16 protein-coding genes and 1 tRNA gene are annotated in these 20,608 nt (G+C 68.5%); 13 read left to right on the top strand and 4 right to left on the bottom strand.

The features are described 5' to 3' along the window. The 6 genes from HYZ11_08140 to HYZ11_08115 form a co-directional block, all read left to right on the top strand. Positions 1 to 344: (Fe-S)-binding protein (locus HYZ11_08140; GenBank protein MBI3127556.1), on the top strand; the 344-nt coding region annotated here is incomplete at its 5' end. A 90-nt stretch (positions 345 to 434) separates the two neighbouring features. Beyond that, on the top strand, positions 435 to 1,103 hold the full coding sequence (locus tag HYZ11_08135) for a cytochrome c (GenBank protein MBI3127555.1): 669 nt from the start codon (positions 435 to 437) through the stop codon (positions 1,101 to 1,103). Positions 1,104 to 1,406: 303 nt separating this feature from the next. Then, on the top strand, positions 1,407 to 2,420 hold the full coding sequence (locus HYZ11_08130; GenBank protein MBI3127554.1) for a D-amino-acid transaminase: 1,014 nt from the start codon (positions 1,407 to 1,409) through the stop codon (positions 2,418 to 2,420). A gap of 306 nt (positions 2,421 to 2,726) precedes the next feature. Further along, a complete protein-coding gene (locus HYZ11_08125) occupies positions 2,727 to 3,392 on the top strand; it encodes a CerR family C-terminal domain-containing protein (GenBank protein MBI3127553.1) in 666 nt (221 codons plus the stop codon). A gap of 34 nt (positions 3,393 to 3,426) precedes the next feature. Then, a complete protein-coding gene (locus tag HYZ11_08120) occupies positions 3,427 to 4,602 on the top strand; it encodes an efflux RND transporter periplasmic adaptor subunit (GenBank protein MBI3127552.1) in 1,176 nt (391 codons plus the stop codon). A gap of 25 nt (positions 4,603 to 4,627) precedes the next feature. Further along, positions 4,628 to 7,765, top strand: coding sequence for an efflux RND transporter permease subunit (locus HYZ11_08115; GenBank protein ID MBI3127551.1), 3,138 nt, complete (start codon positions 4,628 to 4,630; stop codon positions 7,763 to 7,765). Between the two features lie 1,737 nt (positions 7,766 to 9,502). Here HYZ11_08115 and lpdA read toward each other — a convergent pair. Further along, positions 9,503 to 10,909, bottom strand: coding sequence for a dihydrolipoyl dehydrogenase (lpdA, locus tag HYZ11_08110; GenBank protein ID MBI3127550.1), 1,407 nt, complete (start codon positions 10,907 to 10,909; stop codon positions 9,503 to 9,505). 278 nt (positions 10,910 to 11,187) lie between these two features. On the opposite strand from lpdA, the gene HYZ11_08105 reads away from it, so the two are divergent. From HYZ11_08105 to HYZ11_08075, 7 genes are all read left to right on the top strand, one after another. Then, a complete protein-coding gene (locus HYZ11_08105; GenBank protein MBI3127549.1) occupies positions 11,188 to 12,147 on the top strand; it encodes a GDP-mannose 4,6-dehydratase in 960 nt (319 codons plus the stop codon). Beyond that, complete coding sequence (locus HYZ11_08100) at positions 12,144 to 13,106, top strand: GDP-mannose 4,6-dehydratase (protein MBI3127548.1); 963 nt, start codon at positions 12,144 to 12,146, stop codon at positions 13,104 to 13,106. The genes HYZ11_08105 and HYZ11_08100 overlap by 4 nt, the downstream gene beginning before the upstream one ends. Positions 13,107 to 13,512: 406 nt before the next feature. After that, positions 13,513 to 17,094: a vitamin B12-dependent ribonucleotide reductase gene (locus HYZ11_08095; GenBank protein ID MBI3127547.1), complete on the top strand. Its 3,582-nt coding sequence runs from the start codon at positions 13,513 to 13,515 to the stop codon at positions 17,092 to 17,094. A 418-nt stretch (positions 17,095 to 17,512) separates the two neighbouring features. Beyond that, positions 17,513 to 17,770 (top strand): hypothetical protein, encoded by a 258-nt coding sequence (locus tag HYZ11_08090; GenBank protein MBI3127546.1) that lies wholly within the window; start codon positions 17,513 to 17,515, stop codon positions 17,768 to 17,770. Positions 17,771 to 17,874: 104 nt separating this feature from the next. Beyond that, positions 17,875 to 17,950, top strand: a tRNA-Ala gene (locus HYZ11_08085). Positions 17,951 to 18,030: 80 nt separating this feature from the next. Beyond that, positions 18,031 to 18,900 (top strand): DMT family transporter, encoded by an 870-nt coding sequence (locus HYZ11_08080; protein ID MBI3127545.1) that lies wholly within the window; start codon positions 18,031 to 18,033, stop codon positions 18,898 to 18,900. 91 nt (positions 18,901 to 18,991) lie between these two features. Continuing rightward, on the top strand, positions 18,992 to 19,519 hold the full coding sequence (locus tag HYZ11_08075; GenBank protein MBI3127544.1) for a DUF664 domain-containing protein: 528 nt from the start codon (positions 18,992 to 18,994) through the stop codon (positions 19,517 to 19,519). An 87-nt stretch (positions 19,520 to 19,606) separates the two neighbouring features. Here the strand turns inward: HYZ11_08075 and HYZ11_08070 are convergent, their stop codons facing one another. The 3 genes from HYZ11_08070 to HYZ11_08060 are packed head-to-tail and all read right to left on the bottom strand — an operon-like array spanning position 19,607 to position 20,454. After that, a complete protein-coding gene (locus tag HYZ11_08070) occupies positions 19,607 to 19,912 on the bottom strand; it encodes an antibiotic biosynthesis monooxygenase (GenBank protein ID MBI3127543.1) in 306 nt (101 codons plus the stop codon). A gap of 3 nt (positions 19,913 to 19,915) precedes the next feature. After that, on the bottom strand, positions 19,916 to 20,311 hold the full coding sequence (locus HYZ11_08065; GenBank protein MBI3127542.1) for a VOC family protein: 396 nt from the start codon (positions 20,309 to 20,311) through the stop codon (positions 19,916 to 19,918). After that, positions 20,302 to 20,454 carry a hypothetical protein gene (locus HYZ11_08060; protein ID MBI3127541.1) on the bottom strand — a complete coding sequence of 51 codons (153 nt, stop codon included), beginning with the start codon at positions 20,452 to 20,454 and terminating at the stop codon, positions 20,302 to 20,304. The genes HYZ11_08065 and HYZ11_08060 overlap by 10 nt, the downstream gene beginning before the upstream one ends. Positions 20,455 to 20,608: the final 154 nt, after the last annotated feature.

The raw sequence follows: 20,608 nt of genomic DNA, 5'->3' as shown, positions 1-20,608 counted from the left end.
TCACCTACCACGACCCCTGCTACCTGGGCCGGCACAACGGGGTGTTCGAGGCCCCGCGCGAGGTCCTCCACCGGATCTCGGGGGACTACCGCGAGCTCCGGCGCTCGCGCGACCGCTCGCTCTGCTGCGGGGCGGGCGGGGGCTACGCCTGGATGGACGACAGCCCGAAAACCCGCATCAACCACATGCGGCTCGAGGACGTGAAGGCCTCGGGCTCCAAGGTGGCCGCCGTCTCCTGCCCCTTCTGCATGCAGATGTTCGAGGACGCCCTGAAGGCCAAGGACCCCGAAAAGAGCATCCGAGCGGCCGACATCGCCGAGCTGGTGGCCGAGGCGCTGGAGTAGGGCGGCCCGGGCGTTGCGGAACCGCGGCCGGACTGCCATATTGTGGACAGGCCCTCCCAGCGACCGGCACCCGCTGAGGAGAGGAAAACCATGCGCCTGCGCATCGCTCTGCTGGCGGTTTCAATCCTCTGCGCCCTGGCGCTCCCCTGGCCCTCCGCCGGCGGGGCGGCCGAGCGGCCCCTCAAGGAGCAGGTCGAGGCCGGGAGGCACCTCTTCGACGCCCGCGGCTGCTCCACCTGCCACGCGGTCAAGGGCCGGGGCGGGCAGGAGGTCCGGGGCAAGCTGAGGGGCCCCGACCTCACCCGCGTCACCGTCTACGCCTCGGCCCTCCTGGGCGCCTCCGTGATGTGGAACCACGTCCCCCTGATGGAGGAGGCCATGCGGGAGCAGGGCCTCGCCTGGCCCCTGTTCCGCGACAGCGAGCTCTCCGACCTCTTCACCTACCTCCACTCCCTGAACGTCCGGGGCGGCTCCTCCTACGCCTTCCAGGGCGATGCCCGGCTGGGCGCCATCCTCTTCGGCGCCACCTGCCAGAAGTGCCACGGGCCGGTGGGCAAGGGCGGGCGCCTGGGCCCCGACCTGGCCCCCGTGGCCGCCTCCATGCTGGGCGAGGAGGAGTTCGCCGGCCGGATGCTCCGCCACGCCCCCACCATGGTGTCCATGGCGCGCGAGGCGAAGCTCACCTGGCCCACCCTGAGCGGGGCCGAGATGGCCAACATCCTGGCCTACATGCGCTCGCTCCGGCCGAAGGCGAACTAGGACCATGGCGCGGCAACAGATAGAAGATCCGTCCCATCCATGTGGTGGGACGGATTATTTTTGGCGGGAATGGCCGCCGCCAATCGCCTTCCTGTAGGGGCAGGCCCCCGTGCCTGCCCTATCGAACTGGGGGGCGGCCACGGGGGGCCGCCCCTACGGCTGGCAGGGCGAACCTCCATCAGCCCTCCGCCTTGCCGAAACCCAGCCCCCCGGGGCAAGATAGGGCTGTTCCGCGCGTCTTCCCGATTCCTCGTCCTTTCGCCGCGGCCACCCCCAAGGAACCAGCCGGAGGAGACCCCCCCCATGGCTTCGACGCCCCCCACGCCCCCCTCATCCGACGCCCAGAAGCTGCCCCTCCTCCAGGGGGCGGACGTCCTCCGGAAGCTCGAGGCCCTGCGGCGCAGGCAGGAGGTCCGCTACTACGCCTTCTACTCCAGCCAGCTCGGCGGCGTGGTGACCGACCCGGCCCTCATGGTGCTGCCCTTCGACGACCACCTGGTGCACCGCGGGCACGGCATCTTCGACACGGCCGCCATCGTGGAGGGCAAGATCTACGACCTGGACGCCCACCTCGACCGCTTCATGCGCTCGGCCGAGTCCTCGAAGCTCAAGGTCGACCCCCCCAAGGAGGAGATGCGGCGCATCATCATCCAGACGGCCGCCGCCTCGGGCGCGCGCGAGGGCTCCATCCGCTACTGGCTCTCCTCCGGGCCCGGGAGCCTCGAGCTCTCGCCCGCCAAGGGGGCCGAGGCGGGGTTCTTCGTCATGATCTTCCCGGGGCTCGCCTACCCCGAGAGCTACTACACCCAGGGCATGAAGGTGATGACCACCACCTACCCCATCAAGCCCCCCCTCTACGCCACGACCAAGAGCACCAACTACCTCCCCAACGTCCTCATGCAGCTCGAGGCCCGGGAGCGGGGCCTGGACAACGGCGTCTTCGTGGACCCGGCCGGGAACGTGGGCGAAGGCTCCAACATGAACGTGGCCTTCGTGAAGGGGGGCGTCTTCCTCCACCCCAAGTTCGACCACATCCTCTCGGGCTGCACCTCGAAGCGCCTCATCGAGCTCATGCCGGGCGCCATGCGGAAGGGCATCGTCAAGGACTTCCAGGTGCGCGACATCCCCCTGGCCGAGGCCAAGCGGAGCGACGAGATGATGTTCATCGGCAGCTCCATCAACGTCGCCCCCATCGTCGAGTGGGACGGCCAGAAGATAGGCACCGGCCGGCCCGGCCCCGCCGCCAAGGCGCTGCTCGAAGTCTTGAAGGAGGACATGAAGGGGGGGAAGGACAGGCTGATCGAGATACCGTATTGAGGGGGATGGGCGCCCCTCGAGTGACCATCTCGCACGGCTGAACCTCGGGCTCGGGCTGCGCGGCGGGATCTCCGGGAAGCCGTTGACCCCGGGCGCCGGAAACCTGCGAGCGGAGATTTCCAAAATTTCCCTGGAATTTCCTGAAGACTCATAAGGGATTCGGCCTGGCGCGGGCGCGGATCGAGGATTCCACACCGCCTGGGACGACCCGCCCCCCCCTTGCCGGTTGATCGTTTCAAACATATGTTTTAAACTAGCGTTTAAATTCAACCGCCTCTCGAAATCCTTCATGGGAGCGGGTCCACGATGCGCGAGGAAATCCTGAGCCCGGAGCAGCAGTTCGAAACCAAACAGCGGCTCATCGAAGCCGCGGGGGAAATCTTCGCCGAGACTGGGTTCCACAAGGCGACGGTCCGGAAGATCTGCGCCCGGGCCCGGACCAACGGGGCGGCGGTCAATTACCATTTCGGCGGCAAGGAATCACTCTACACCGCGGTGCTGGAGTACGCCTACCAGTGCTCCCACCAGAAGTTCCCCCATGACATCGGGCTTGAGGGCGACGCGACCCCCGCGCAGCGCCTGCGCGCCTTCGTGCGCTCCTATCTGCTTCGGATTTTCGACGAGGGGCGCCCCGCCTGGCACAGCAAGCTGCTGGCGAGCGAGATGAGCCAACCGACGGCGGCGCTCGACGATCTAATCGCGAAATTCGTCCGGCCCCGGACGGCCAAGCTGCTCGAGCTCGTCGGGGAGATCCTCGGCGAACCGGCGAATTCGGAGCAGGTGAGGCTCAGCGCCCGCAGCATCATCGGCCAGTGTCTCTTCTACTACAACTGCCGGCCCATCATCAGCCGCCTTTTCCCGGAACAAGACTATTCGCCGGCCGACATCGAAAGGCTGGCCGATCACATCACCCGGTTCTCGCTGGGGGCGCTGCAAGGGGTGGGGAAATCGTGCGTCGCGGCCAGGAACTGAGCCTCCGGAAGGCCGCGCCGGAAAGGAACGCCGCATGAAATGGCTGGGCTGGGCAAGAGCTTCCTCTCCATGCCGCGCGGCCGTCGCGCTGGCCGTCCTCGCCTTCGCCGCCGGCTGCTCGCGGAGCGAGGAGCCCGCCTCAAAGGCCGCGAGGACCGGGCGTCCCCCCGTGCCGGTCGCCGTGGCCGCCGCCCGCGGCGCGGAGGTGCCGGTGGAGCTGCACGCCATCGGGACGGTGACCGCCTTTTCCAAGGTGTCGATCAAGTCCCGGCTGGCCGGGCAGTTGATGCGCGCGGCGTTCAAGGAGGGGGATCATGTCCAGTCGGGACAGATGATCTTCACCATCGACCCGCGCCCCTTCCAGGCCGCCCTGGAGCAGACCCAGGCGAACATGCGGAAGGACGAGGCGCTCCTCGTGAAGGCCAAGGCGGACATGCGCCGGGCCGAGGAACTGGCCAAGACCCGGGTCATCTCGGCGGCGACCCTGGATCAGAACCGGGCGGCGGTGGACTCGCTCGTCGCCGCGGTCGCGAGCGACAAGGCCGCCGTCGAGAACGCCCGGCTCCAGCTTTCGTACTGCTATATCCATTCGCCCATCGAAGGCCGGATTGGCACCCTGCTGGTCAACGAAGGGAACATGATCAAGGAAAACGAGACCGTGATGGCCGTCATCAACCAGATCCGGCCCATCTACGTGGACTTCTCCGTGCCGGAGCGGCACCTGGGCGAGATCCGGGATCGGATGGCCAGGGGGCCGCTGAAGGTCGTGGCGGCGGTTCCCGGGGACACCTCCCGCCGGGCCGAGGGGGAGCTGGCCGTCGTCAACAACACGGTCGACGCCTCGACGGGAACGATCATGCTCCGGGCCCAATTCCCCAACCAGGACGAGGCGCTGTGGCCGGGGCAGTTCGTCAACGTCACGCTGCGGCTCAGGACGATTCCGCACGCCGTCCTCGTCCCCTCCCAGGCGGTGCAGCCGGGCCAGGAGGGCCAATACGTATTCGTCGTCAAGCCCGACCTGACGGCCGAGATGCGGCCCGTGGTGACGGGCCAGGCCCACGGCCAGGACGTCATCGTCGAGAACGGCCTGCGGGCCGGGGAGCGCGTGGTGACCACCGGGCAGTTGCGCCTCGTGAACAACTCCAAAGTCCAGATCAAGGAAGAAGAGAAAGGCAAGGCGACGGCGGCGAAGCCGCAGGCGGCGCCATGATCCGCCTTTCCCGGGAGCCGCGCGGATGAACCTCTCCGAGCTGTTCATCCGGCGGCCCGTGACCACGACGCTGGTCATGGTCGGCATGCTCATGTTCGGGGCCGCGGCCTACCGCCTGCTGCCCGTGAGCGATCTGCCGAACGTGGACTTCCCCACCGTCCTGGTGTCCGCCAGCATCCCGGGGGCCAGCCCGGAGACGATGGCCTCGGCCGTGGCGACCCCGCTGGAGCGCCAGTTCTCCACCATCTCCGGCTTGTCCTCGATGAACTCCGTGAGCACCCTCGGCTACACCCAGATCACCCTTCAATTCGACCTGAGCCGCAACATCAACGACGTCCCGCCCGACATCCAGGCGGCCATCACCCAGGCCAGCCGGCTGCTGCCGCCGAACATGCCCTCGCCGCCGACCTACCAGAAGGTCAACCCCGCGGACACGCCGATCCTCTACATCGCCCTGACCTCCCGGACGATGCCGCTCTGGCAGCTCAACGAATACGCCCAGACCATCATGGCCGACCGCATCTCCATGATCGAGGGCGTGGCCCAGGTGAACGTGTTCGGCACCCAGAAGTACGCGGTGCGCGTGCAGCTCGATCCGGACGCCATGGCCAGCCGCGGCATCGGCATCAACGAGGTGGAAACCGCCATCCAGAACGCCAACGTCAATCTTCCCGTCGGGACGCTGAGCGGGCCGCACCGCACCTTCACCATCCAGTCGGCCGGCCAGCTGTTGAGCGCCGCCCCCTACGGATCGATCGTCGTGGCCTACCGGAACGGCGCCCCGGTCCGGCTCCGGGACATCGGCCGCGCGGTGGACAGCTCCGAGGACGACAAGCAGGCGGCCTGGTTCGTGAACAAGAACGGCAGCCAGCGGGGGATGATCCTCGCCATCCAGCGCCAGCCGGGCGCCAACACGGTCGCGGTGGCGGACGCCGTCAAGGAAACCCTGCCCAAGCTGCGGACCTACCTGCCGCCCTCGGTCGAGCTGCACACCCTGTACGACCGCTCGGTCACCATCCGCGAGTCCGTCGAGGACGTCCAGTTCACCCTGCTGCTCAGCTTCGCCCTGGTGGTGATGGTCGTGTTCCTCTTTCTCCGGAACCTCTCGGCGACGGTCATCCCCAGCCTGGCCCTGCCGATGAGCATCGTCGGCACGTTCGCGGTCATGTACCCCCTGGGCTTCTCGATCGATAACCTCTCGCTGATGGCCCTCACCCTCTCCATCGGGTTCGTGGTGGACGACGCCATCGTCATGCTGGAGAACATCGTCCGCCACATGGAAATGGGCGAACGCCCTCTGGAGGCGGCCCTGAAGGGCTCGCGAGAGATTGGGTTCACGATCCTGTCGATGACCATCTCGTTGGCGGCCGTCTTCATCCCCGTGCTGTTCATGGGCGGCATCGTCGGACGGCTGTTCCGCGAGTTCTCGGTGGTCATCGTGGCCGCCATTCTCATCTCGGGCGTGGTTTCCCTCACCCTGACGCCCATGCTCTGCAGCCGCTTCCTCCGCCCGCCCTCCGAGGAGAGGCACGGCCGCTTCTACAACGCCTCCGAGCGCGTGTTCGAGGGGATGTTCAGCCTCTACAAGGGCAGCCTGGGCTGGGTCCTGCGCCACCGGTTCTCGACGCTCATGGTCAACCTCATCGTCCTGGTGCTGACGGGCTTCCTCTTCGTGAAGGTGTCCAAGGGCTTCATCCCCGACGAGGACACCAGCCAGATCTTCGTCGTCACCGAGGCCCCCCAGGGAACCTCGTTCCAGGCCCTCGGCGAGCGGCAGCAGGAGCTGGCGCGGATCGCCCAGCGGGACCCCAATATCGCCCAGTTCTTCTCCGGCGTCGGAGGCCCCGCCTCCGCCAGCATGGGCGGCCAGAACTTCGGGCGGATGTTCTACCGCCTCGTGCCGCCTTCGGAGCGGCAGCTGGACGTGAACGGCGTGATTCAGGTGCTGCGGGTCAAGCTGAGCGGCGTCCCGGGCATCAACGTCTTCATGCAGAACCCGCCGGCCATCCGCATCGGGGGCCGGCTCTCCAAGAGCCTGTACCAGTTCACCCTCCAGAGCCCGGACCTCAAGGAGCTCTACTCCGCGGCGCCCCTCCTGGAGAACAAGCTGAGGGCCCTGCCGGAGCTGCAGGACGTGACCAGCGACCTCCAGATCAAGAACCCGCAGCTCAGGGTCTCCCTCGACCGGGACAAGGCGGCGAGCTTGGGCATCTCCGCCCAGCAGGTCGAGGCCGCGCTGGCCAACGCCTACGGGCCGCGCTGGATCTCCACCATCTACGCCCCGAACAACCAGTACCGGGTGCTCCTGGAGCTGGAGCCCAGGTTCCAGGCGGACCCGGCGGTGCTCTCGAAGCTCTACATCCAATCCCAGCAGCGCCAGCTCGTCCCGTTGGCCACGGTCGCCAGCTTCACCGAGGACATGGGCCCCCAGGCCATCGCCCACTACGGCCAGCTCCCGGCGGTCACCCTCTCCTTCAACCTGCGCCCCGGCGTCTCGCTGGGAGACGCGGTGTCGAAGGTGCAGGCGGTCGCACGGGAGACGCTGCCCGCCTCCATGACCACGAGCTTCCAGGGCACCGCCCAGGCGTTCCAGTCCTCGTTCCAGGGGATGGGCCTGCTGCTCATCGTCGCCATCCTGTTCATCTACATTGTCCTGGGGATCCTCTACGAGAGCTTCATCCACCCCATCACGATCCTCTCGGGCCTGCCCTCGGCGGGCCTGGGCGCGCTGCTGACCCTCCTGATCTTCGGCAACGACCTCAACATCTACTCCTTCATCGGCCTCATCATGCTGGTCGGCATCGTGAAGAAGAACGCCATCATGCAGATCGACTTCGCCCTGGAGGCCGAGCGGAACGAGGGCAAGAGCCCCGTGGACGCCATCTACGAGGGCTGCCTCATCCGTTTCCGCCCGATCATGATGACGACGATGGCCGCCCTGCTGGGCGCCCTGCCCATCGCGCTGGGCATCGGCGCCGGGGCCGGCGCGCGCCGGCCCCTGGGCCTGGCCGTGGTGGGAGGGCTCCTGATCTCGCAGCTCATCACCCTCTACCTGACCCCCGTCGTGTACGTGTACCTGGACCTCCTCCAGAAGAAGATGGGCGGCCTGGGCCGGTTCCGCCGGAGGAGGCTGGAGATTCACGCAGGCGCCGGACGGGATTAAGGACCCCGGCAGGCCAAGACACCCCTTTCGATTCGAAAAGGGGCGGAGAGGCGTCTAATTCGCCTGTGACTCTGTAGGGGCGAGGCGGCTCGACTGAGCTCGCCGAAGTCATGCCTCGCCCCTACATTACCCTGTCATTGTCCACCCGTAGGGCGGGTTTCAAACCCGCCCTTTTATTCTGAGGACCGGACGGTCCGCTTCTCGGGAGCCTTAAAACACAAATATGTGCCCCAAATTACAAAAGGAGATTCTTTTGCATACAAAAAGTCCACCGTGATCTTATACGGAGACAAAGCTTCCGTTCTGTGACGAGAAATTTTTGCAGGCCCTTCGAGCAGGGGATGGAGGACCATGGCCATCTCTTTCTGCGGGGCCCACCGCCCTCCTCCCCATCCCCGCCGAGGCAGCCCCGGCGTCTGCTGGCGGCGCCCGCAACCTTACGTTCCCGAAGCATGTTCGACCCGTTTTTCCCGAGGAGGGAAAATCCATGCAAGGTGAACCATCCCGCCGCCTTCTCCTGATCGGATTCGCCGTCCTTCTCCTGGCCTTGGTCCTGGGCGGGCCATCCGTCGCGGGGGCGCAACTACCGCCCAACAATTGTCTGGTCGGGACATACCCGGCTCCGGCGCCCAGCAAAGGGTGCGCGCCTTGTCCTGCCGGCTACTATTGCCCCAGAGTCGGCGGAGGCACCCAAAAAATCATCTGCCCGGGGGGGAGATTCTGTCCGCCGGGCTCCGCGAACGCGAACAAGCAATGCGCTGCCGGGCAGTACTGCCCGCAGGGCTCCGCGTGGCCGGTACCCTGCCCGCCGGGGAGAATGTGCGTGTCCAATGCCCAGGCGGCCCCCGGGCCCGTGTGCAGCCCGGGTTTATACTGTCCCGGAGGCGCGCCGGTGACGTGCCCACCAGGGAGGTACTGCCCGACCGCAGGAATGACCGCCGTCGGACCCGTGTGCCCGGGGGGGAGCTACTGCCCTGGGCGTTCCGTGAACCCAATGGGCCCCTGCCCGGCGGGAAGGTACTGCCCGCCGGGCACGTCGTGGGCGATACCCTGCCCGGGAGGATATTACTGCCCGACCGCGGGATTGGCCGCCGCTGGGCCGGCATGTCCGGCGGGGAGGTACTGCCCGCGGGGCTCCGTGCAGCCGACGCTCTGCCCCTCGGGGTATTATTGCCCCGAGGCCCTGCCCGAACAATCGGGCGCCTTCTCCCACCGGGGCGACCAGCTCCTCGCAATGCCTCAGCTGATTCCGGGGCGCGGCCCGCGTTCTTAGGCCACTCCGAAGCTGATTGGAACTGACGCTGGCGGCGGACGCCGCGCTGCCACGAACGAGCAAAAGGGCCTGGGGGGAAACCCCCAGGCCCTTGCTATGTCCGGCACCTTGGAGAGATTCACCCCCCCAACCACGAACCAGCGCGAAATTGGACGAAATTGGTGTAACGGGCTTTTCTCCTCCGGGGCCTATCTTGCCCGGTGGGCGGGCGCCCGCCGGGGGCGGGGACGGGCTCGCCGGTCCGAATCCCGCAAACGCGGGCACGCAAAGAAATGGCGCGAATTTCACGATATTTCACGATATTCCAGCCCAAAAATTCCAGAGAGAATGAAAAGAAAGGGGGGGAAGGAGGGGAGAAAGTTGCCGCCACTTGCTCACAGTTGCCGATAGTTGCGGCTAGTTGCCGGTAATACCGGGTAATTCCCCCAAAAAAGGGCGGCCAGGTGAATCCCCCGGCCTACCTGCTACCGCGCCTTCTTGGGGGGCACGTGGATGGCGGTGCCGTGGACGTCCTCGGCGGCCTCCATGAGGGCCTCGGAGAGGGTGGGATGGGCGTGGACGACCTCGGCCAGATCGGCGGCGGTCATTCCGTGGCGGATGGCCAGGGCGGCCTCGTGCACGAGGTCGGCGGCGTGCTCGCCCACGACGTGGACGCCCAGGAGCTCGTCCGTCCGGGCGTCGGCGATGACCTTGACCTCTCCGGCCAGGGCGCGCTCGGCCTGGGCCTTGCCCAGGGCGCGCATCTGGAAGCGGCCCACCCGCACCTCGCGCCCGTCCCGGCGGGCCTCCTCCTCGCTCATCCCCGCCGTGCCGACCTCGGGGTGGGTGAAGATGCCGGCGGGGATGCCGCGGTAGTTCATCTCGATGTCGGCGCCCATGGCGTTCTCGGCGGCGACGATGCCCTCGGCCGAGGCGACGTGGGCGAGCATGAGGCCCCCGATGCAGTCGCCCGCGGCGAAGACGCCGGGGACGCTGGTGCGCATGCCCTTGTCCGCGAGCACCTCCCCGCGCCGCCCCAGCTTGACCCCGATCTTGTCGAGGCCGAGCTTGTCGGTGTTCATGGTGCGCCCGATGGAGACGAGCACGAGGTCGGCCGCCAGGGGCTCGGCGCCCTCGACCTCGGCCACCATCTCGCTCCCCTTCCGTTCGACCTTGAGGATCTTCTTGCCGGTCAGGAGCTTGATCTTCTGCTTCTTCATCTCGCGCTCGATGAGCTTCGAGACGTCGGCGTCCCCGAGGGGAAGCGCGCGGTCGAGGAGCTCGACCATGGTGACCTCGGCCCCCAGCTCGCGGTAGAGGCAGCCGAACTCGCAGCCGATGACCCCGGCCCCCACGATGAGGAGGCGCCGGGGCAGCTCCCGCAGGTGCACGGCCTGGTCGCTCGAGATGATGTATTTCCCGTCCAGGGGGAACGCGGGAATCTGGGCCGGGCGGGAGCCCGTGGCGATGAGTATCCTCTCGGCCCGCACTTCCGCCTCGCCGCCCTCCTTGAGCTTGACGCGGAGCTGGCCCTTGCCCTCGATGACGGCGTCCCCGGCGATGTGGTCCACCTTGTTGGCCTTGAAGAGGGCCGCGATGCCGCTCACGAGACCGGCCACGATCTTCTCGGCCTTCTCGACCATGGCGTTCAGGTCGCCGCGCGCCTCCTTCACCTCGATGCCGTAGTCGGCGGCGCTCCGGATGTTGCGCAGGAGGGCGGCCGAGGCGATGAGGCTCTTGCTCGGGATGCAGCCCCAGTTGAGGCAGGTGCCGCCCAGGGCGTCGCGCTCGATGACGACGCAGCGGCCGCCGCTCTGGGCGGCCCGCACCCCGGCCACGTAGCCGGCGGGGCCTCCTCCGATCACGGCCAGATCGTAGGTGGGGGATGCCATGATGTCCTCCGTCGGGGGGAAGCCTCGCGAATCCTGTCTATACTCCCTCCCGCCCCGGCCCCGGTCAAACCACGTTACAGGCCAATGCCGCCACGACCATGTCTGTAGGGGCGACCGGCCGCCCCCCTACGTACCAGGATCGCCACCGGCCACCGTAGGGGCGTATTGCAATACGCCCCTACCTCACGATCCGCCGGGCTGGGGCCCAGGCGTGAAATCATTGACGGCCCGGGAGGGCTCCTCTAGGATTCCCCCGGCTCACGGCGAAGGAGGCTTCGATGGCGCAGCGGGTCCTCATCACGGGCATCACCGGCTTCGTGGGCAGCCACCTGGCCGAGCACCTGCTGGGGCAGCCGGGGCTCGAGGTCTTCGGCATGCGCCGCTGGCGCAGCCGCACCGAGCACATCGACCACCTGAGCCGGAAGATATCCATCGTCGAGTGCGACCTGAGGGACCAGGTCTCGGTCACCCGGGCCGTGGCGCAGGTGCGGCCCGAGAAGATCTTCCACCTCGCGGCCCAGAGCTTCGTGCCCACCTCCTGGCACGCCCCGGAGGAGAGCCTCCACACCAACGTGCTGGGCACCCTCCACCTCTTCGAGGCGGTGCGGCAGGCGGGCCTCGACCCCTGGATACAGGTGGCCGGGAGCAGCGAGGAGTACGGCATGGTGCGCCCGGACGAGGTGCCCATCCGGGAGGAGAACCCGCTCCGGCCCCTCTCCCCCTACGGCGTCAGCAAGGTCGGGGCCGACATGCTGGGCTACCAGTACCACCAGAGCTTCGGGATGAAGATCGTGCGCACCCGGGCCTTCAACCACACGGGGCCCCGGCGGGGGGACGTGTTCGTCGAGAGCAACTTCGCCAAGCAGATCGTGGACATCGAGAAGGGGCGGCAGGAGCCCGTCATCCGGGTGGGGAACCTCGACGCCCGCCGCGACTACACCGACGTGCGCGACATCGTGCGGGCCTACCGGCTCTCGCTCGAGAAGTGCGAGCCGGGCGAGGTCTACAACATCTGCTCGGGCCGGAGCTGGGTCATCCGCGAGGTGCTGGACCTCCTCCTCGCGCGCTCCAAGGTGAAGGTGCGCGTCGCGCCCGACCCCGCGCGGATGCGGCCCTCGGACGTGCAGATACTAGAGGGGGACTTCTCGAAGTTCCACGGGGCCACCGGCTGGAAGCCCGAGATCCCCTTCGAGCGGACCCTCGACGACATCCTGGCCTACTGGCGGGAGCGTTCTTGAAGGCCTTCATCACCGGCGTCGGGGGCTTCGCGGGAAGCCACCTCGCCGACCTCCTCCTCTCCCAGGGCCACGAGGTCTCGGGCCTCGTCCAGCCGGGCGCCAGCACCCAAAACCTGCGCCACCTCGCGGGCCGGATCGCCCTCCACGAGGGGGACCTCCTCGACGCCGGGCGGATCGAGGGCCTCATGCGCGCCGAGAGGCCGGGATGGGTCTTCCACCTCGCGGCCCAGAGCTCCGTGCACGCCTCATGGAAGGACCCGGCCGCCACCTTCCACGCCAACGTGACGTGCGGAATCCGCCTGCTGGAGGCCTGCCTCCCCTTCCGCGAGGGGCTGCGCGCGGTGATGGTGACCTCCGCCGAGATTTACGGGATGGGTTCCCCCGCGGCCGTCACCCGGGAGGAGAGCCCCTTCGCCCCCCTCAACCCCTACGCGGTGAGCAAGCTCGCGCTGGACCTCGTCGCGGGGCAGATAGCCGGGGCGGCCGGGTTCCCTCTCGTGCGGATGCGGCCCACCAACCACGCCGGGCCCCGCCAGGCGGTCAAGACGGTGCTCTCGCGCTTCGCGTGCGAGCTGGCCCGGATGGAGGCGGGGCTCCAGGAGCCCGTCCTGCGGGCGGGGAACCTCGACGCCTGGCGCGACTTCGCCGACGTGCGGGATGTGGTGCGCGCCTACGCGTTGGCCGCCGGGCGGGGCCGGGCGGGCGGGGGCTATCTCGTCTGCACCGGGGCCCCGCGCCGGGTGGGGGACGCCCTCGAGCTTCTCCTGGGGATGAGCCGGGTCAAGGTTCGGGTGGAGCGCGACCCCGCCCTCGAGCGCCCGGCCGACCCGCCCTACGGGAAGGCCTCCTTCGCCCGCCTCGAGGCCGACACCGGCTGGCGGCCCGAGATCCCCTTCGAGCGCACGCTGCGCGACACGCTCGACTACTGGCGTGGGGAGGTCGCCCGAAAGGGGAAGTAAGATTCCCATTCCATTTCATTTGCCTTACCCTCGCCTGCCATATTTCGGACCGCTCCCCCGCCCCCGTACCCCCATTCCCTGGGGATAACCTGTGAGCAAAGTCAATATTTTGTGGAAATTGCCTTTTTTCCTATTGACACCCCTCAATTGGCCCATCTACATTTAGTGTCACAGCGGCCTTTAACCACTAGATGTGACCCTTCATTTGGCTCGCCGCGCGGTGGATTGGAAATGGGGCGCGGGCCAGGTGGATGGGGCGGGGGGCCGCGGTTTCCCGGGGCGGCCAGTAGTTCAGGCACCCCCGGGGTTGAAATGGCAGAATCATACAAATAAAATACGAAAGTGGATTCGATCATTGGCCGCTCGCCCCCCTGGAGAGCCAGGGGCATTGGAGATGGCAAGGAATATGAAAATCCCGCGGCATTTCACCCGGATCGGGAACGAACCCTACGCTGGAATCCAGTTCGTCCCCCGCACCTCCCGCATCGTCAACCCGGACGGCTCAGTGGTCTTCGAGGCCAAGGACATCCTGGTGCCCGAGAGCTGGTCCCAGGTGGCGGTGGACATCCTGGCGCAGAAGTACTTCCGGAAGGCGGGGGTGCCGGCCCGCCTCGCCAGGGTGGCCGAGGAGGGGGTGCCCGAGTGGCTGCAGCGGTCCGAGCCGGACAAGGGCGCCCTCGAGCAAATCCCCGAGGCCCAGCGCTCGGGCGGCGAGACGGACGCCCGGCAGGTCTTCCACCGGATGGCCGGCTGCTGGACCTACTGGGGCTGGAAGCACGGTTACTTCGGGAGCGAGGAGGACGCCCGCGTCTTCTACGGCGAGCTGGTCCACATGCTGGCCGCCCAGATGGCCGCGCCCAATTCCCCCCAGTGGTTCAACGCCGGGCTCCACTGGGCCTACGGCATCGCCGGCCCCTCCCAGGGCCACTACTACTGCGACCCGGAGACGGGCGAGCTCCAGCGCTCCCGGAGCGCCTACGAGCGCCCCCAGCCGCACGCCTGCTTCATCCAGTCCGTCAAGGACGACCTCGTGAACGAAGGCGGCATCATGGATCTTTGGACCCGCGAGGCCCGCATCTTCAAGTACGGCTCCGGCACGGGCACCAACTTCGGCACCCTGCGCGCCGACGGGGAGTCCCTCTCGGGCGGCGGGCGCAGCTCCGGCCTCATGAGCTTCCTCAAGATCGGCGACCGCGCGGCCGGCGCCATCAAGTCGGGCGGCACCACCCGCCGCGCGGCCAAGATGGTCACCCTCGACGTGGACCACCCGGACATCGAGGAGTTCGTCAACTGGAAGGTCCGCGAGGAGCAGAAGGTGGCCGCCCTCGTCTCGGGCAGCCGAATGTGCCGCCGCCACATGGGCGCCATCCTGGCCGCCTGCCGGCCCGAGGGGAAGGCCGATCTCAACGGCGGCCTCCTGCGCCCGGACAAGAACCCCGAGCTGCGAAGGGCCATCCTCGAGGCCCGCCGGGCGGGCGTGCCGGACAACTACATCTTCCGCGCCATGCAGCTCGCCCAGCAGGGCAAGACCCAGGACGACATCCAGATCGAGGAGTTCGACACCAACTGGGAGGGCGAGGCCTACACCACGGTCTCCGGCCAGAACTCGAACAACTCCGTCCGCATCGCCGACGCCTTCATGGCCGCCGCCCTCAAGAACGAGCCCTGGAAGCTCATCCGCCGCACCGACCGCAAGGTCGCGCGGGAGGTCCCGGCGAAGAAGCTCTGGGACGAGATCGGCTACGCCGCCTGGTGCTGCGCCGACCCGGGCCTCCAGTTCGACACCACCATCAACGACTGGCACACCTGCGCCGCCGACGGCCGCATCAACGCGTCGAACCCATGCTCGGAGTACATGTTCCTCGACGACACGGCCTGCAACCTGGCCTCGCTGAACCTCGTCCGCTTCCTGGACCTGGAGAGCGGCCGTTTCCGCGTGGAGGATTTCCGCCACGCCGTCCGCGTCTGGACGGTGGTGCTCGAGATCTCCGTCCTCATGGCCCAGTTCCCCAGCGAGGCCATCGCCCAGCGCTCCTACGACTACCGCACCCTGGGCCTGGGCTACGCCAACCTGGGCACCATGCTCATGCTGCTCGGCATCCCCTACGACTCGCCCGAGGGCGAGGCCTGGTGCGGCGCCGTCAGCTCGGTCATGACGGGCTGCTCCTACGCGGCCAGCGCCGAGATGGCCGGGGAGCTCGGGCCCTTCCCGCGCTACCACGCCAACCGCGAGCACATGCTGCGCGTGCTCCGCAACCATCGCCGCGCGGCCTACGCCGCCCCCGCCGCGGAGTACGAGATGCTCTCCAAGGCCCCGGCGGGCATCGACCCGGCCCGCTGCCCGGCCTACCTCCTCGAGGCGGCCCGCGAGGCCTGGGACGAAGCCCTGGCGCTCGGCTACCGCAACGGCTTCCGCAACGCCCAGGCCACCGTCATCGCCCCCACGGGCACCATCGGGCTGGTGATGGACTGCGACACGACCGGCATCGAGCCCGACTTCGCCCTGGTCAAGTTCAAGAAACTGGCCGGCGGGGGCTACTTCAAGATCATCAACCAGTCCGTCCCCGCGGCGCTCCGGCGCCTGGGCTACGCCGAGGACCAGATCCGCGACATCGTGGCTTACTGCCGCGGCCGGGGCACCCTGACGAGCGCCCCTCACATCAACCCCGAGACGCTCAAGGCCAAGGGCTTCACCGACAAGGCCCTCGAGCGGATCGAGGCCGCGCTCGAGGGCGCCTTCGAGCTCCCGTTCGCCTTCAACAAGCACATCCTGGGGGTGGAGTTCTGCCGCGAGCGCCTGGGCCTCTCGGACGAGCAGCTCGGCGCCTGGGACCTGAACCTCCTCGAGGCCATCGGCTTCACCCCGGCCCAGATCCGCGAGGCCAACGACTACGTCTGCGGCAAGATGACCATCGAGGGCGCCTCGCACATCCGGGAGGAGCACCTCCCCGTCTTCGACTGCGCCAGCAAGTGCGGCCGCGACGGCAAGCGCTACATCAGCCCCATGGCCCACGTGCGCATGATGGCCGCGGCCCAGCCCTTCATCTCGGGCGCGATCAGCAAGACCATCAACATGCCCACCGAGGCCACCATCCTGGACATCCAGGACCTCTACCACGAGTCCTGGCGGCGGATGACCAAGGCCATCGCCATCTACCGCGACGGCTCCAAGCTCAGCCAGCCCCTCGCCGCCCAGCACGAGGCGGACATCTTCGAGGGCATCGGCGAGGAAGCCCCGGCCGAGAGCGTCCCCGTCCGCGTCGCCCGGCAGATCGTGCGCCGCTACGTCATCCACAAGGGCGGCCGGCGCAAGCTCCCCACCCGGCGCGCGGGCTACACCCAGAAGGCCATCGTGGGCGGCCACAAGGTCTACCTCCGCACCGGCGAGTACGAGGACGGGGCGCTCGGCGAAATCTTCATCGACATGCACAAGGAAGGCGCCGCCTTCCGCAGCCTGATGAACTGCTTCGCCATCGCCATCTCGCTCGGCCTCCAGCACGGAGTCCCCCTGGACGAGTTCGTCGACGCCTTCGTCTTCACCCGCTTCGAGCCGAGCGGCGTCGTGGACGGCAACCGCGCCATCAAGATGAGCACCTCGATCATCGACTACATCTTCCGCGAGCTGGCCATCTCCTACCTCGGCCGCCAGGAGCTGGCCCAGGTGATGCCCGAGGACCTCCGGAGCGACACCCTCGGCCGGCCCAAGGACGAGATCCCCGAGTTCGACGCCGAGGAGGCGGAGGAGGTGCAGACCCTCCTTCCCTTCTCGAAGACCGACACCCCCAAGAGCGAGCACCTGCACCTGCACTTCCGCAAGGAGGCGCAGGCTTCCGAATCCTCCGTCTCCCGCCGGGGCGGCGTGGCCGAGGAGGCGAAGTTCAAGGGCTACGTCGGCGAGGCCTGCGGCGACTGCGGCTCGTTCGCCGTCGTCCGCAACGGCACCTGCCTCAAGTGCCTCGACTGCGGCGCGACGAGCGGGTGCTCCTAGCGAAGACCAGAATTCCCGTCGCCGGGGACACGGGCGGACTCTGCGACGGGACGAGGGCCGGGGGACGGCCTAGGGGGCTTGCCCCCCGGCCCTCACCAAAAAAAATGAACACCTGTCGCCGGGGACACGGGCGGACTCTGCGACAGGTTCGAGGACCGGGAGAAGGCCTAGGGGGCCGGCTCCCGGTCCTCCCTGAAAACGGAATTCCCATCGCGGGGGACACGGGCGGACTCTGCGGTGGGCCGAGGGCCGGATGGTGGCCTAGGGGGCTGCCCTCCGGCCCTCCCTGAAAACGGGATTCCCGTCGCGGGGGACACGGGCGGACTCTGCGGCGGGCCGAGGGCCGGAGGATGGCCTAGGGGGCCCTCCTCCGGCCCTCCCCATATTATCCGCGCCGCCTCCGCCTCGCCGGTGTCTCATGCAGAAGAAGAAGGTCTGGCTCACGCCCGAGGTCTTCATCGAGGCGGCCTCCTATCCCCTCACCACCGGCGGCTGGGCCGCCGAGGCACGCGTGGGCCGCGTCGCGGGCACGGCCGTGCGCGAGCAGAAGCTCTTCGGGCCCCGGGAGCGCGTCTTCCTGACCCGCGACGAGGCCGACCGCTACGCCATCGGCCTGGGCATGCGCTGGCTCTCCTCGCGGAACCTCAAGAACCTCGATCTCCCCCGCGCTTCTTGACGGCATAGGTTCCGCCCCATCTGCACGGCCAGGACCACTAGGTTTTTGTCTAACACTCACCTTGACACCTCAAGGCCCTTGCCCTACCTTCACAGGGCTTCTGTGGGGGCGTAGCTCAGCTGGGAGAGCGCGTGGATCGCACCCACGAGGTCAGGGGTTCGAGCCCCCTCGCCTCCACCACGGACTCTTGATGGCCCGGGCCTCGCGCCCGGGCTTATTCTTGTGGCTCACCCGGCGGGCGCTGGGCGGGGGAGGATTTGGTGGACATCGTCGTCCTCTGCGCCCTGGCGACGGCGGTCTCCTTCGCCGTGGCGGATCTGCTCATCCGCGCCGGGCTCCAGCACACCCACGCCTTCATCGGCTCGGTGCTCTCCCAGGGCGCGCAGCTCGGCTTCTTCTTCGTCCTGGCGCCCGTCCTGGGCTTCGACTTCCCCCCGCTGGGCCCGGACTACCTCTGGGTGATGGCGGGAGGGGTGGGGCAGCCGGCCCTCTTCTCGATCTTCTTCATGATCGGCATCTCCAAGATAGGCGTCTCGCGCGCCGCCTCCATCAAGGGGGTGTCGCCCCTCTTCGCGGCGGCCCTGGCCATTGTCTTCCTCGGGGAGCGCCCCGCGTGGTTCCACCTGGCGGGGGTGCTGCTGGTGGTGGCCGGGGTGGCGCTCGTCTCCTCGGGGCGGACGGAGGGCCGGTGGCGGCGGGCGGACGCCCTCTGGCCCGTCCTGGCGGCCCTGGCGGGGGCCGCGGGCGCCATCTGCTGGCGGAAGGGCCTGCCGGGCTTCCCGAACCCGCTCGCGGCCGTGGTGGTGGCCCTGGGGACTGCCTTCCCGGTCGTGGCGGCCTTCGCCTTCCTCAACCGCCGCGGGAGGGCCGCGGGGGACATCCGCCGGGCGCTGCCGCCCTTCCTGCTCTGCGGCGCGGTGGCCGGGGCGGCGCACATCTTCTTCGCCATCGCGCTCCAGCGGGGGGAGATCTACCGGGTGGTGCCCCTGGTCCAGGTCTCCCCGATCTTCACGGTCATCCTCGCGCTCATCCTGCTGCGCCGGGCCGAGTTCATCACCTGGCGGGTGCCGTCGGGCGCATTGCTCATCGTGGCGGGGGCCGTGCTGGTGACGCTCAAGCCGGTGGGCTGAGAATCCCCCGGGCGCTCGCCCGGAGGCTCCCCCCTGCCCTATAGTGGAGCCCGCCGCGCCGGCTCATCTTTCACCTTACAGGAGGACCGTCATGGAAGGCGCCGCGCTCCTCGCCGATGCCTTGAGCCGCATCAACGCCATCCTGCACCGCGCGCTCGAGGGCGCCCCGGCCGAGATGCTCTGCCGCATGCCCGCGCCCCACGCCAACTCCATGGCTTGGCTCGCCTGGCACCTCACCCGGGTGCAGGACGACCACATGTCGGACCTGGCCGGCCAGCCCGAGCTGTGGACGAGCGGGGGCTGGCACGCCCGCTTCGGGATGAAGCCCAACGACGAGGAGACGGGCCAGGGCCACACCTTCGAGGAGGTGGCGGCCTTCAAGGTGGACTCCCCGGACCTCCTGCTGGCCTACCAGGACGCCGTCTTCGCGCGGAGCAAGGCCTACCTGGCCAGGGTCCGGCCGGCCGACCTCGACCACGTCCTCGACGAGCCCCAGTACGACCCGATGCCCACGGTGGGGGTGCGCCTCGTGAGCATCGTCGCGGACAACACCCAGCACGCCGGGCAGGCCATCTACCTGCGCGGCCTCTTCGAGGCCAAGCGCTGGACCCGGGCGTAGCCCTTCTCTCCACGAAAAAACCGAAGGGCCCCGGCCGAGGCCGGAGCCCTTCGCGCCGATAGAGGCAAGGAGCGGAACGAAGGCCCCTCAGGAGGCGGCGTCCACCTCCCGGAGGAAGAGGACGGCCGGCGCGCCTTCGACCAGATCGCCGACCCGGGAGCGGAAGTCCTTGTAGTGGAGCTCCTCGCGGTGGGCGTCGAGCGCGGCCTGGTCGCGCCAGCACTCGATGAGGTGGCGCGCGCCGCCCCCCTCGGCGGGGGCGAAGAGGTCGTAGCGCAGGCAGCCCGCCTCGGCGCGCGAGGGGCCGCACATGCCGCGCAGGAGGGCGTCGAGGCCGCCCTCCCGGCCGGGCCTGGGCTTCAGGGTCACGAAGAGGTGGACGCGCCCGGCCATGGGCTACCCCCTCGGCGGCTGGAGGAACTCGAAGACGACCCCGTCCGGCCCCTTGACGAAGGCGACGAGGTTGCCCGTCATGCCCGTGGAGACAGGGTCGAGGAGCTCCCCGCCCGCCTGGAGGAACTGCTTGACCGTCTCCTCGATGTCGTCCACCCACACGCCGAGGTGATGGATCCCGAAGGTCTGGCCCTCGCCCCGGGTCTCGGCGCTCTCCCCGGGGCGCAGCCCCCGGATGAAGAAGCTGGACTCGCCCAGCTTCATCTGCACGTTGATGCCGCCCTTGAATTCCGAGCGCTGCCCGACCTCGCCGCCCAGCACCCTGGCGTACCAGGCCGCCGAGGCGTCCGGGTCGCGGCTGAGGATGTGGACGTGATGATAGGTTCCCGTCACCGCCATTCCGCGTCTCCTAAGTGTATTCCGATGAAATCCCCGCTCAGCCGCCGGATGTCCTCCACGAACTGGGTGAGGCCCGCGACCATGTCGGGTCCGACTTCGCGCGGATAGCTCTTGCCGAGGGACCGGAGGGGGCGCTCGTCCATCGTGCGTCCTTCTGAGGGATGATTCAAGCGGGCCGGCCCGCCATCGAATTTCCGATGGGCGCCAGGAACCTTATCCAAGCGGGGGAAAAGGCGCAACCAAAGCGGCCTCCCCTCTTTTGCCAGGTTTTGCGGAGCCATGGAAGCGGAACCAGGC

The sequence above is a fragment of the Candidatus Tectomicrobia bacterium genome, assembly GCA_016192135.1.
GTDB lineage: Bacteria > UBA8248 > UBA8248 > UBA8248 > UBA8248 > 2-12-FULL-69-37.
Note: the sequence above shows the minus strand (reverse complement) of the source record. Positions and strands in the feature narration are given on the sequence as shown.

What these genes read in the sequence shown, in the direction of transcription:
- HYZ11_08135 (MBI3127555.1), top strand. Translation starts at nt 435, where the DNA reads ATGCGCCTGCGCATCGCTCTGCTGGCGGTTTCAATCCTCTGCGCCCTG.
- HYZ11_08130 (MBI3127554.1), top strand. Translation starts at nt 1,407, where the DNA reads ATGGCTTCGACGCCCCCCACGCCCCCCTCATCCGACGCCCAGAAGCTG.
- HYZ11_08125 (MBI3127553.1), top strand. Translation starts at nt 2,727, where the DNA reads ATGCGCGAGGAAATCCTGAGCCCGGAGCAGCAGTTCGAAACCAAACAG.
- HYZ11_08120 (MBI3127552.1), top strand. Translation starts at nt 3,427, where the DNA reads ATGAAATGGCTGGGCTGGGCAAGAGCTTCCTCTCCATGCCGCGCGGCC.
- HYZ11_08115 (MBI3127551.1), top strand. Translation starts at nt 4,628, where the DNA reads ATGAACCTCTCCGAGCTGTTCATCCGGCGGCCCGTGACCACGACGCTG.
- lpdA (MBI3127550.1), bottom strand. Translation starts at nt 10,909, where the DNA reads ATGGCATCCCCCACCTACGATCTGGCCGTGATCGGAGGAGGCCCCGCC.
- HYZ11_08105 (MBI3127549.1), top strand. Translation starts at nt 11,188, where the DNA reads ATGGCGCAGCGGGTCCTCATCACGGGCATCACCGGCTTCGTGGGCAGC.
- HYZ11_08095 (MBI3127547.1), top strand. Translation starts at nt 13,513, where the DNA reads ATGAAAATCCCGCGGCATTTCACCCGGATCGGGAACGAACCCTACGCT.
- HYZ11_08090 (MBI3127546.1), top strand. Translation starts at nt 17,513, where the DNA reads ATGCAGAAGAAGAAGGTCTGGCTCACGCCCGAGGTCTTCATCGAGGCG.
- HYZ11_08075 (MBI3127544.1), top strand. Translation starts at nt 18,992, where the DNA reads ATGGAAGGCGCCGCGCTCCTCGCCGATGCCTTGAGCCGCATCAACGCC.
- HYZ11_08070 (MBI3127543.1), bottom strand. Translation starts at nt 19,912, where the DNA reads ATGGCCGGGCGCGTCCACCTCTTCGTGACCCTGAAGCCCAGGCCCGGC.
- HYZ11_08065 (MBI3127542.1), bottom strand. Translation starts at nt 20,311, where the DNA reads ATGGCGGTGACGGGAACCTATCATCACGTCCACATCCTCAGCCGCGAC.
- HYZ11_08060 (MBI3127541.1), bottom strand. Translation starts at nt 20,454, where the DNA reads ATGGACGAGCGCCCCCTCCGGTCCCTCGGCAAGAGCTATCCGCGCGAA.